This window comes from Mycobacterium sp. TH-M116, from assembly GCF_057473685.1.
Genome location: NZ_JBYCLC010000293.1, coordinates 1 through 12,083 on the forward strand (window position 1 = coordinate 1; position 12,083 = coordinate 12,083).

The following is a 12,083-nucleotide window of genomic DNA, read 5'->3' on the forward strand; positions in this document are numbered from 1 at the left end:
GCGGGATCTGAAGGCCATCCTCGTCGGATGCCAGGCGGTGCAGGCCGACGCCGCGGCGCCGGCCGAGCGGGCGACCGACGTCGTCATCGACGGTTTACGCCCGCCGCGATAAGCCTGCCCCGTTCTTGCACTCGGCATAGGCGAGTGCTAAGAATGACGTTGGCACTCGCCAACGGTGAGTGCTAGGTCGGGACGGTGAGGCCAGTCTGGTCGTCCGTCGCGGGCACTGCGCCCGGCCAGCGTAAGTAATTGGGTTGTCGCCGCCCGGCGACCCCAGTTTCATTCCCGATCCGGAGGAATCACTTCGCAATGGCCAAGATAATTGCGTACGACGAAGAGGCCCGGCGCGGCCTCGAGCGGGGGCTCAACGCCCTCGCCGACGCGGTAAAGGTGACGTTGGGCCCCAAGGGCCGCAACGTCGTCCTGGAGAAGAAGTGGGGTGCCCCCACGATCACCAACGACGGTGTGTCCATCGCCAAGGAGATCGAGCTGGAGGACCCCTACGAGAAGATCGGCGCCGAGCTGGTCAAGGAGGTCGCCAAGAAGACCGACGACGTCGCCGGTGACGGCACGACGACGGCCACGGTGCTGGCCCAGGCACTCGTCAAGGAGGGCCTGCGTAACGTCGCGGCCGGCGCGAACCCGCTGAGCCTCAAGCGCGGCATCGAGAAGGCCGTCGAGAAGGTCACCGAGACCCTGCTCAAGCAGGCCAAGGAGGTCGAGACCAAGGAGCAGATCGCTGCCACCGCGGCCATCTCAGCCGGCGACCAGTCGATCGGCGACCTGATCGCCGAGGCGATGGACAAGGTCGGCAACGAGGGCGTCATCACCGTCGAGGAGTCCAACACCTTCGGCCTGCAGCTCGAGCTCACCGAGGGCATGCGGTTCGACAAGGGTTACATCTCGGGCTACTTCGTCACCGACGCCGAGCGGCAGGAAGCGGTCCTCGAGGACCCCTACATCCTGCTGGTCAGCTCCAAGGTGTCGACCGTCAAGGACCTGCTTCCGCTGCTGGAGAAGGTCATCCAGGCGGGCAAGCCGCTGCTGATCATCGCCGAGGACGTCGAGGGCGAGGCGTTGAGCACCCTCGTCGTCAACAAGATCCGCGGCACTTTCAAGTCGGTGGCCGTCAAGGCGCCCGGCTTCGGTGACCGCCGCAAGGCGATGCTGCAGGACATGGCGATCCTCACCGGTGGTCAGGTGATCAGCGAGGAGGTCGGCCTGTCGCTGGAGAATGCCGACGTCGCCCTGCTCGGCAAGGCCCGCAAGGTCGTCGTCACCAAGGACGAGACCACCATCGTCGAGGGCGCCGGTGACACCGACGCCATCGCCGGGCGGGTGGCCCAGATCCGCAGCGAGATCGAGAACAGCGACTCCGACTACGACCGCGAGAAGCTGCAGGAGCGCCTGGCCAAGCTGGCCGGCGGTGTTGCGGTGATCAAGGCCGGCGCCGCCACCGAGGTGGAGCTCAAGGAGCGCAAGCACCGCATCGAGGACGCGGTCCGCAACGCCAAGGCGGCCGTCGAGGAGGGCATCGTCGCCGGCGGTGGCGTGGCCCTGCTGCACGCGGCGCCGTCTCTGGACGAGCTCAAGCTCGACGGTGACGAGGCGACCGGCGTGAACATCGTGCGGGTGGCGCTGGAGGCACCGCTGAAGCAGATCGCCTTCAACGGTGGCCTGGAGCCCGGCGTGGTGGCCGAGAAGGTCCGCAACTCGCCCGCCGGCACCGGCCTGAACGCCGCCACCGGCGAGTACGAGGACCTGCTCAAGGCCGGCGTCGCCGACCCCGTCAAGGTCACCCGTTCGGCGCTGCAGAACGCGGCGTCCATCGCCGCGCTGTTCCTGACGACGGAGGCCGTCGTCGCCGACAAGCCGGAGAAGGCGGCCGCTCCCGCGGGCGACCCGACCGGCGGCATGGGCGGCATGGACTTCTAAGTCCGACAACCGTAGAATTCCCTGCACGAAAAAGCCCGGTTCCCTTGGGGGCCGGGTTTTTTCGTGTCTCAGGATTCCTCGAGCGGCACGCAGTCGTCCTTGCAGCCGGGCTTGCTCGACGACCCCGGAGCCGCCCTGCGGTGCAGCACCGCATGACTGGGCGCGCTGTTGATGCTGACGGCCCCCTAGACCGGCAGCGAGAACACGACGCAGTCGTGCAGGACTCCCTTGGCCGCTCCGGGTGAGTCGGGGGCGGCGTCACGGTGCAGCAGCGCGCGGTCGGGCACGACGCTCAGGGACGCGGAACCGGGCGTCGCGTCCTGCGCATGCCCGTCGACGATGAGCGAGTAGCCGCCCGGCTCGGTGGGGGGCCACAGCAGGGTGACATCGCCGCGCCGGGCGAGGTTGTCGCGGGTGCTCCCGCCGATGGGGCCGACGTCGAAAGTCCCGTCGCGTAACGTCGGCGCGACCGTCACGGTGTGCACGTGATAGCCGTCGTCGACGGTGATCAGGTATGCGTAGGCGTAGTCGGTGAGAGCGGCGGCGAGCCGCTGGAGGTCCACCTTCTTTTTCGTCCGCATGGTCTCGAGGATAGGCGCCGGGCCTGGCGAAACGGGTTTCTATCCGGGCGGGCTCGGCAGCAGGCTCAGCTCCCTGATGCCCGGGTTCGGACCGGCCGGGGTGCGGTCGGTCTTGTTGAAGAAGCCCGAGGTGGGTATCCCCGGCTCACGAGCGGGCGGATTGCTGCGCATCCCGGTGTCGGCGGTGGGGGCGGCGCCGGCGGGGGTGATGACGCCCGCGGAAGCGGTGGGTACGGCACGCACGCCCACGGAGCCCAAGGCGGGAGGGGCAGCGCCGGCGGGGGCGATGGCGGTGGCGTTCGCGCCGAACGACCCGACGCCGCCGACGGCGGCGGCGGGCTGGTCCACCGGTCCGGCGAAGGGGGCGCCGGCCGCGGCGGGATTGAGCAGTGCAGCGTGGCCCAGGCTCGCGCTCAGCCCGCCGGTGTGGACGGTGGCCGAGCTGAGTAGCCCCGAACCCATGTTGGCGGCGCTCAGTCCGCCGGTGACGTAGCGGCCGGAGCCGAGCATGCCGGCGTCGGGGCCCGCCTGAGCGCTCAGGGCGCTGCTCTGGAAGACGCCCATGTTGGCGGACCCGTTGTTGAACAGCCCCATGTTCATGTTCCCGGCATTGGCCAAGCCGGTGTTGAACGAGCCGGCGTTGCCGATCCCGAAGTTGCCGTTGCCAGAGTTGAAGAAGCCGATGTTGTTGTTACCGGAGTTGAACAGGCCGATGTTCCCGCTCCCCGAGTTGAGGCCGCCGAAGCCGATCTGGTTGTTGCCGGTCAACCCGATGCCGAAATCGTTGTTGCCCATGTTGCCGAGGCCGATGTTTCCGTTTCCGAGATTGCCCCAGCCCAGGTTGTTGTTCCCGAAGTTGCCGACGCCCACGTTCTGGCTGCCGCCGTTGCCGAAACCGAGATTGGCGACATGGCCGCCGATACCGGGCAGAATGCTGGTGAGCTGGCTGCTGCTGAACTGGAAACCGAGCTTGTTCAGGACCTCCCGCCAGGGCGCCAGCTGACCGGCGGCCGCCGAGGCGTCGAAGTGGTAGTTCAACATCGCCGCGACGTCGGCCGCCCACATCTGCTCGTACGCGGCCTCGGTGTCCATGATCGCCGGGGTGTTGAGCCCGAACCAATTCGTGTTTGCCAGCGCTTGCACCAGCATCCGGTTTGACGTGACCAGCGCCGGCTGGATCGTGGCCGCCAACGCCGCCTCGAACGCACCCGCGATCGCCGTCGCCTGGCTTGCTGCCGCTTCGGCGTGGGCCGCCGCCGCGCTCAGCCACCCCGAGTACTGGGTGGCGACCGACAGCATCGCCGTCGCCGAAGCGCCCTGCCACGACGCACTGGCGAGGTCCGTCGTCACCGACAAAAACGACGATGATGACGACGCCAGGTCCTCGGCCAGCCCTTCCCACGCGGTCGCCGCAGCAAGCAGCGGCGCCGCTCCAGGACCGGCGAAGAGTAATGCCGAGTTGATCTCTGGCGGCAACCACGCAAAATGCGGGCTCGTCACTGACCCAACTTAACCGGGACAGCATGCCGTTCGTGGCGTTATCGGGCGGGTGCTGGGGATGACCGCCGGCCGCGAACCAACTTGCCGGGCCGGGCATCGGTGGGGACGCCGTTCTGGGCGATCACCTCGCCGGACACGATCGTGGCGACGTAACCGTCGGCCGTCTGGTCCAGGCGGCGCCCGCCTGCGGGCAGGTCGTGGCGGATGACCGGTTTGTGCAGCCGCAGCGCGGCGTGATCGATGACGTTGAGGTCGGCCTTGCAGCCGACGGCGATGCGGCCGCGGTCACCCAGGCCCGCCACCCGGGCGGGCACCGAGGTCAGCGCGCGCACGGCCTCGGACACGCTGAACCGGCCCGACGTGCGGTCGCGCGCCCAGTGCGTCAGGAAGTACGTCGAGTAGCTGGCGTCGCAGATCATCCCGTAGTGGGCGCCGCCGTCGCCGAGACCGAGGACCACGTCGTCGCGGTGCAGCAACGTGCCGACGGTGTCCAGCGAGTTGTTTGCCAGGTTGCTGGTGGCGACCAGCAGCATGGCGCGTCCGTCGTCGTCGAGCAGCCGGTCGTACGCCTCCTCTTTGGGGTCCACCCCGCGGGCGCGGGCGCGGGCTCCGATGCTTGTCGACGGGTCGGGCTCGTAGTCGGGGTTCTCGCCCAGCGGGTAGATCCAGTCCCACATCTGCGCCACGTACAGGATCGGGTGACCGTGGCCGGGTTTGTCGGCCAGGATGCGCGCGCGCACCTGCGGTTTGCGCATCTCGGCGACCCGTTCGGCCAGCGGCAGGTGCGCGATCTCGCGGTAGCTGGGGTAGAGCACGAACGGGTTGGCGGTGAGCTGCAGCCCGATGATCAGCCCGATCGGGCGCGGTAGCAGCTGGGCGGTGACGTCTCCGCCGGCGGAGTTCGCCTTCTCGATCATCGTGATGGCGTCCTCCCATGTCGGATCGCCTGCGTTGGCCACCACCAGGGTGAACGTGACCGGCAGCCCGACGTCCTCGGCCACGTCGAACACCGCCTGCAGAACCGGCTGGTAACCGCCGGCGGGGATGTCGGGCACGAACTGCAGCAGACCGCCTCCGCCGTCAGCGACACCCCGGGCGATCTGTTCGATCTCCTCCCGCGCGGCGTCGTAACTGGGAATCGGTGATCCGCTCTCGGTCTTGTGGATCGCGAACCGCGACGTCGCGAAACCCAGCGCACCGGCGCGGACCGCCTCGGCTGCCAGCGCCCGCATCGTCGCGAGGTCCTCGGCGGTGGCCGGCTCGCGGTCGGCGCCGCGCCGCCCCATCACGTAGACCCGCAGCGGCGAGTGCGGCAGGTAGGCGGCGACATCGATATCACGGTGTCCCGCCTCTATGGCATCGAGGTATTCGGGGAAGGTCTCCCACGTCCACGGCAGGCCGTCGGTCATGACGACGCCGGGGATGTCCTCGACCCCGGCCATCACGTCGACGAGCACGTCGTGGTCTTCCTGGCGGCATGGCGCGAAGCCGACCCCGCAGTTGCCCATCACCACCGTGGTCACCCCGTGCGCCGACGACGGCGTCAGCCGTTCCGACCAGATGGACTGGCCGTCGTAGTGGGTGTGCAGGTCGACGAAGCCGGGCGTGACCAGCAGCCCGGTGGCGTCGATCTCGCGCGCGGCGGTGTCGCCGTTCAGGGCGCCGACCGCTTTGATGACGCCGTCCTGCACCGCCACGTCGCCGCCGTAGGGCTCACCCCCCAGACCGTCGACGATCGTGCCGTTGCGGATGACGAGGTCGTAGGTCATCTCATCAATCTACGACCGCGCCGGGGGTCGTGCCAGGGCCGCGGCCTGCCGTAATGTCGGCGTTATGGCCGATCCCGACGCCGCCGTTCAGGAACTCCTCCGGGACGCGTTCGCCCGGCTGATCGAACACGTCGACGACCTCACCGACGGACTGACCGACGAGGTGGCCGACTACCGCCCCACCCCGGACGCCAACAGCATCGCCTGGCTGCTCTGGCACAGCGCACGGGTGCAGGACATCCAGCTGGCCCACGTGGCCGGGGTCGAGCAGGTGTGGACCCGCGACGGATGGGTGGAGCGGTTCGGCCTGGACCTGCAGCGCGACGACACCGGCTACGGTCACGGGCCCGACCAGGTCGCCAAGGTGCACGCGCCCGCCGGCCTGCTGTCCGGCTACTACCACGCGGTGCACAAGCTCACCCTCGAATATGTCGCCGGGGTCACGGCCGGCGAGCTGGCCCGCATCGTGGACTCCAACTGGGATCCGCCGGTGACGGCCGGCACCCGGCTGGTGAGTATCATCGACGACTGCGCCCAGCATCTCGGCCAGGCCGCCTACCTGCGGGGGATTCAGTAGGTTCGTCCCCGTGTGGTTCGCGGTGGCGGTGCTGGGTGGCCCGGCGGCGAGGGTCCAGCCTCGTCATACCATCTAGCCGAACGTGAACGAAAACACTTGCAGGCCTTTGCCGACCCGCATGTCGAGGTGGTCGCGGTGGGCGTTCTGGTCGGACACGATCCGGTGCAGCGTGGGCGGCCCGCCGATCGGCGTCGTGGTGGTCGCACCGTCGCGGGTGACGGCGATGCTGCCGGTGCCGCCGACGACCACGTACACGTCCTTGCCGGTGTAGTTCAGCCGGACGGCGGCGTCGTCGCTCTGCGCGGTGGCGCCCTGGTCGTCGATGCTCCAGCGGCCCCGCAGCGCGAAGCGGTTGTCGGGCAACGTCGCCGGGAAGCTGAATGTCGCCGTGCCGGAGTCGTATCGGCCGGCACCGCCGTAGTAGGTGGCCCTGCCCGCGCCCAGGTAGGTCTCGGGCGTCAGACTGGTCCGCGGTGTGTCGTCGGCCGCGCCGGACGCCGAGGGCAGCCGGAGGGCGGGGTCGGCGGTCACCAGCAGCCGGCGGATCAGCGCCTCGGTGCCCTCGTAGTCGCCCTCGCCGAACTTGGTGTGCCGGACGGTGCCGTCGGCGTCGATCAGGTACTCGGCCGGCCAATACAGGTTCTGGTAGCTGTTCCAGGTGGCGTAGTCGTTGTCCAGGGCGACGGGGTAGGTGATGTGCAGCGCGGCGGCCGCGGCGGCCACGTTGGCCGGGACCCGTTCGAAGGCGTACTCCGGGGTGTGCACGCCGATCACCACGAAGCCGTCGTCGCGGTAGCGGTCGTACCAGTCGACGACGTGGGGAATGGCCCGCTGGCAGTTGATGCACGAGTACGCCCAGAAGTCGATCAGGACCACCTTGCCGCGCAGCGAGGCGAGGTCGATCGGCTTGCCGTCCGGGGTGTTCAGCCACCCCGTGATCCCGGTCAGCGCCGGCGCCGGCCCACACTCCTGCAGCCGGTCGGCGCCGTCGATGCAGTCGGCCAGCCGGCCCGCCGCCGCGTCGTTCTTCGTGCCACCGGGGTCGAGCTTTCGTCGAATGTCGTTGGCGCCAAGGTCTTTCTGCATCGCCGCGGTGTAGTCGGGCACCGCGCGCTGCAGCATCGCGGGCAGGTTGAAGACCAGCGCCACGGCCAGCACGATCATCGTTGTCCCGCCGGCGATCCGCACCGCGCGCTGCCGGCGGCGGAACGCGGCGACGCGCTCGGCGACGCGCCGCCCGGCGAGCGCGAAGACCAGCAGCGGCAAGGCGGTGCCGACGGAGAACATCAGGGTCAGGATCAGGACCGGCGCGCCGATCGACGCGGTGCCGCCGGCGACCACGATCGCGGCCAGCACCGGCCCCGCGCACGGCACGTACAGCGCGCCCAGCGTCAAACCGAGGCCGAAACCGCTTCTCCGGGAAGTGAATCGGGGTTGCGGAAGGCGGGCGAACGGGCGCTCGATGAGATGCTGCAGCGGCGGGAAGATCAAGCCCAGGCCGATCAGCGTCAGTGTCACCAGGGCCGCCCACCGGATCGCGTCCTGCGGCAGGTGCAGCGCCGACAGCAGCGCCGAACCGGCGAGGGTGACCACGCCGAAGCTGCACACCAGGCCGGCGATCACCAGATACGGCCGGGCGGAGGACCTTTCACCGGCCGCGCCGACGCCGGAGAAGAACACCACGGGCAGCACCGGCAGGATGCACGGCGAGATGCCGGTGATCAGGCCGCCGAGGAACCCGATGAGCGCGATCGTGTGCACGGGCCGGCCGGCTAGTCGCTGTAGGCGAAGGAGTGATCGGGCGGCCGGACGGTGCTCGCCCGGACCCGCGGCGGCCGCGACCGCACCCGCATCGGCCACCAGAACCAGCGGCCCAGCAGTGCGGCGATGGACGGGGTCATGAACGCGCGCACGATCAGCGTGTCGAACAGCAGGCCCAGGCCGATGGTGGTGCCCACCTGGCCGATGACCCGCACGTCGCTGACGACCATGGAGGCCATGGTGAACGCGAAGACCAGGCCTGCGTTGGTGACGACCTTGCCGGTGCCGCCCATGGACCGGATGATGCCCGTGTTCAGGCCGGCGCCGATCTCCTGTTTGAACCTCGACACCAGCAGCAGGTTGTAGTCCGATCCAACGGCCAGCAGCACGATGACCGACATCGCCAGCACCAGCCAGTGCAGTTCGATGCCGAGAATGTGCTGCCAGAACAGCACCGACAGGCCGAACGACGAACCCAGGGATATCGCCACGGTGCCGACGATGACCGCGGCGGCCACGAAGGCGCGGGTGATGATCAGCATGATGATGAAGATCAGGCACAGCGAGGAGACCCCGGCGATCACCAGGTCCCACTGGGCCCCCTCGGAGATGTCCTTGAACACGGCGCCGGTTCCGCCCAGAGAGATCTCGGCGTCTTCCAGCGGTGTTCCCTTGAGCGACTCCTCGGCCGCGGTCTGGATCTTGTCGATGCTGGCGATCCCCGCGGCCGACGCGGGATCCCCGCGGTGCAGAATGATGAACCTGGCGGCGTGCCCGTCCTCGGACAGGAAGTTGTTCATCGCGCGCTTGAAGTCCTTGTTCGTGAAGACCTCCGGCGGCAGGTAGAACGAGTCGTCGTTCTTGGAGGCGTCGAACGCATGCCCCATCGCCGTCGCGTTGTCGCTCATCTGGTCCATCTGGTCGAAGATGCCCGACATCGTGCTGTGCATGGTGAGCATCATGGTGCGCATGGTGACCATGCTCTCGATCATGGGCGGGAATTGGGCGACCATCTCCGGCATGAGTCGGTCGAGCTCTGTGATGTCACCCACCAGTGTGGTGAGCTGATCGGAGATCTCGTCCACGCCGTCGATCGCGCCGAACACCGAGCGAATCGACCAGCAGACCGGGATGTCGTAACAGTGTTTCTCCCAATAGAGATAGCTGCGGACAGGCCGCCAGAAGTCTTCGAAGTCGGCGATCTCGTCGCGCAGTTCGTCGGTGATCTGCTGCATGGCCTCGGTGTCGCCGACCATGCGGTGGGTGGTGGCGACGAGCCGCGTCATCAGGTCGTACATGCGCTGCATCGTCGCGATCGTCTTGGCCATCTCGTCGGCCTGGATGAGGAGGTCGTTCATCCGGTCGCGCTGGTATTTCATGCTCTGCAGCTGAGCGGCGTTCTGCATGCTGATCTGGAACGGGATCGAGGTGTGGTCCATCGTCGTGCCGTCAGGTCGCGTGATCGCCTGCACGCGGGAGATTCCGGGAACCCGGAAGATGCCCTTGGCCAGCCTGTCCAGGATCAAAAAGTCCGCAGGATTGCGCATGTCGTGATCGGTCTCGATCATCAGGATCTCCGGCTTCATCCGGGCCTGCGAGAAGTGGCGGTCCGCGGCCATGAAGCCGGCGTTGGCGGGGATGAAGGTGGGAAGGTAGTTGCGGTCGTTGTAGTTGGCCTTGTAGCCGGGCAGGGTGAGCAGCCCGACCAGTGCGACCGCACACGTGACGGCCAGGATGGGCAGCGGCCAGCGCACCACCGCCGTGCCGACACGTCGCCAGCCCCGGACCCTGAGCACCCGCTTGGGGTCGAACAGGCCGAACCGGCTGCCCACGGTCAGCACCGCGGGCCCCAGCGTGAGCGCGACCGTCACCGCGACCAGCATCCCGACCGCGCATGGCACGCCCAGGGTCTGGAAGTAGGGCATCCGCGCGAAGCTGAGGCAGAACGTGGCACCGGCGATGGTCAGGCCCGAGCCCAGGATGACGTGGGCGGTCCCCCGGTACATCGTGTAGAAGGCCGACTCCTTGTCCTCGCCGGCCTGGCGGGCCTCCTGGTAGCGGCCGATGATGAAGATTCCGTAGTCGGTGCCGGCCGCGATAGCCAGTGACGTCAGCAGGCTGACCGCGAAGGTGGACAGCCCGATGAGCCCGATATGCCCGACCAGCGCGACCGCACCCCGGGCCGCGGTCAGCTCGAAACCGACGGTGAGCAGTAGCAAAAACACCGTGATCGGCGAACGGTAGACGAACAACAGCATGATCAGGATCACGGCCACCGTCGTCGCAGTGATGCGCAGCATGGACCGGTCGCCGCTGTGGTGCAGGTCGGAGGCCAGCGCTGAGACGCCGGTGACGTAGGCCTTGACCCCTGGCGGTGGGGGTACGGCGGCCACGATCTTGCGGACCGCCTCGACGGATTCGTTGGCCAGCGGCTCGCCCTGGTTACCTGCGAGGTTCACCTGGACGGTCACGGCCTTGCCGTCGTTGCTCTGTGCGCCCGCCGCGGTGAGCGGATCCCCCCAGAAGTCCTGGATGCTGAGCACGTGCCGGGGGTCGGCGCGCAAATTGCGGATCAGGACGTCGTAGAACCGGTGCGCGTCGTCGCCCAAGGGCCGGTTGCTCTCCAGGACGATCATCGCCGAACTGTCGGTCTCGCCCTCCTTGAACGCGTGGCCGATGCGTTTCATGGCCTTGAACGACGGCGCGTCCTCAGGGTTCAGCGACACCGAACGTTCTTGCCCGACCACTTCCAACGAGGGGACGAACACGCTGAGGATGACGGCGACGGCGATCCAGAACAGGATGATCGGCACCGCGAAGACGTGGATGATCCGGGCGAGGAGGGGCCGTTCGGAGTGGTGGGAGCCGGCCGCGGCCGCCGGGGGCGGCGCGCTCACGCGGACTTCACCAGGCAGAAGGTGTAGGCGTTGACCTCGTGGGAGATCCGCTCGGCCTTGACTTCGCCGTCGACTGTGATCCGGCAGCCGAGCGTGTTGCTATCCCCTTGTGCGACGAGGTTTCCCATCACTGCCGCCTTCGTGGTGGTGATGTGCAGCGACCAGGGCAGTCGGGCATCGTCGACGCGCTGCGGGTCGCCGTTGACGTCGAAGTAACTGATGTCCGCGACCGCTCCAGCCGGACCGAAGACGTCGTAGATGATGCGCTTGGGGTTGAACGGCTTGGGGGTTTCGAGGTTGCTGTCGGCGTAGGACTCCCGCTTGGCGGAGCCGAAGTAGCCGTGGACCCGGTACACGACGAATCCCCCGACGACGACCACCGCCAGGACCACCAGCGCAATCCAGGTTCGCGACAGCAACTTGAAGATCGGAGTCCCCTTCACCGGTCGGCGGTTCGGCGGGGCCGACCGGTTCCGCCGCCCGCCCGAGCATGGTCAGCTACGGATCACCGGGTCGTGCCGGCCGCCCCCGGCCCCGGCTGTGTCGTCGCTGCGTTCCGGACACCCGAGCAGACGGCGGTGCGGCTGGTACGCAACCAAGGCTTGCCTAAGTAAATCACGGTGCCGTACCCGGGGTCGGACGGTTGGCCCCTTCCTGCCCGTCCCTGAAGTGTAAGGCATATCGCGTGCGTAACGGCAAGCCCGAGTGGCGCCCGAAGGTCGACAAGTCACGGTGAGCGTCAACGCGGTCGCGCAGGGGGACGGCGACGAAATCGGCCGGCGAATCATCGTGAATGACGTCGTCAAGCACGAAGCGGCGACCGCCGGGATGAACCGCCCAGGCGTTCTGCATAGTGCAATCGGCATCGCCGCGTCGACGGACTACGCGGTCTTCGTCTTCGGGCGCTATCAGGAGGCGCGTTCACGGGGTGAGGACCGCGACAAGGCGTACTTCCCCGCACTACTGCGCGGGCGCGACGGCGAGTTTCGAATTCACCAGAATCGTCGGCGCTGTGCCGTATTCGGACTGGGGAATGGCCGAGACGTTGAAGTCGTCGATCGCG

9 protein-coding genes are annotated in these 12,083 nt (G+C 68.2%); 3 read left to right on the forward strand and 6 right to left on the reverse strand.

Annotation, left to right across the window (positions count from 1 at the left end):
- Nucleotides 1–309 precede the first annotated feature (309 nt).
- On the forward strand, nt 310–1,935 hold the full coding sequence (gene groL, locus AC2VOK_RS15200) for a chaperonin GroEL (RefSeq protein ID WP_428901228.1): 1,626 nt from the start codon (nt 310–312) through the stop codon (nt 1,933–1,935).
- A gap of 185 nt (nt 1,936–2,120) precedes the next feature.
- On the opposite strand, the gene AC2VOK_RS15205 is transcribed toward groL, so the two are convergent.
- From AC2VOK_RS15205 to AC2VOK_RS15215, 3 genes are read right to left on the reverse strand one after another with little or no spacing between them, the layout of a single operon-like run.
- Nucleotides 2,121–2,516, reverse strand: a complete 396-nt coding sequence (locus AC2VOK_RS15205; RefSeq protein ID WP_428901229.1) for a pyridoxamine 5'-phosphate oxidase family protein — start codon at nt 2,514–2,516, stop codon at nt 2,121–2,123.
- 39 nt (nt 2,517–2,555) lie between these two features.
- A complete protein-coding gene (locus AC2VOK_RS15210; RefSeq protein WP_428901230.1) occupies nt 2,556–4,016 on the reverse strand; it encodes a PPE family protein in 1,461 nt (486 codons plus the stop codon).
- A 38-nt stretch (nt 4,017–4,054) separates the two neighbouring features.
- Nucleotides 4,055–5,785: an N-acyl-D-amino-acid deacylase family protein gene (locus tag AC2VOK_RS15215; RefSeq protein WP_428901231.1), complete on the reverse strand. Its 1,731-nt coding sequence runs from the start codon at nt 5,783–5,785 to the stop codon at nt 4,055–4,057.
- 64 nt (nt 5,786–5,849) lie between these two features.
- Between AC2VOK_RS15215 and AC2VOK_RS15220 the strand changes: the two genes are divergently transcribed.
- Nucleotides 5,850–6,362 carry a mycothiol transferase gene (locus AC2VOK_RS15220; RefSeq protein WP_428901232.1) on the forward strand — a complete coding sequence of 171 codons (513 nt, stop codon included), beginning with the start codon at nt 5,850–5,852 and terminating at the stop codon, nt 6,360–6,362.
- Nucleotides 6,363–6,434: 72 nt separating this feature from the next.
- Here AC2VOK_RS15220 and AC2VOK_RS15225 read toward each other — a convergent pair whose 3' ends face one another.
- The 3 genes from AC2VOK_RS15225 to AC2VOK_RS15235 are packed head-to-tail and all read right to left on the reverse strand — an operon-like array spanning nt 6,435 to nt 11,439.
- Nucleotides 6,435–8,123: a cytochrome c biogenesis protein DipZ gene (locus AC2VOK_RS15225; RefSeq protein ID WP_428901233.1), complete on the reverse strand. Its 1,689-nt coding sequence runs from the start codon at nt 8,121–8,123 to the stop codon at nt 6,435–6,437.
- Between the two features lie 11 nt (nt 8,124–8,134).
- Nucleotides 8,135–11,020: an MMPL/RND family transporter gene (locus AC2VOK_RS15230; protein ID WP_428901234.1), complete on the reverse strand. Its 2,886-nt coding sequence runs from the start codon at nt 11,018–11,020 to the stop codon at nt 8,135–8,137.
- A complete protein-coding gene (locus tag AC2VOK_RS15235) occupies nt 11,017–11,439 on the reverse strand; it encodes an MmpS family transport accessory protein (protein ID WP_421529168.1) in 423 nt (140 codons plus the stop codon). The genes AC2VOK_RS15230 and AC2VOK_RS15235 overlap by 4 nt, the downstream gene beginning before the upstream one ends.
- 313 nt (nt 11,440–11,752) lie before the next feature.
- On the opposite strand from AC2VOK_RS15235, the gene AC2VOK_RS15240 reads away from it, so the two are divergent.
- Nucleotides 11,753–12,083 (forward strand): MmpS family transport accessory protein (locus AC2VOK_RS15240; protein WP_428901235.1); only part of this gene is annotated, 331 nt, incomplete at its 3' end.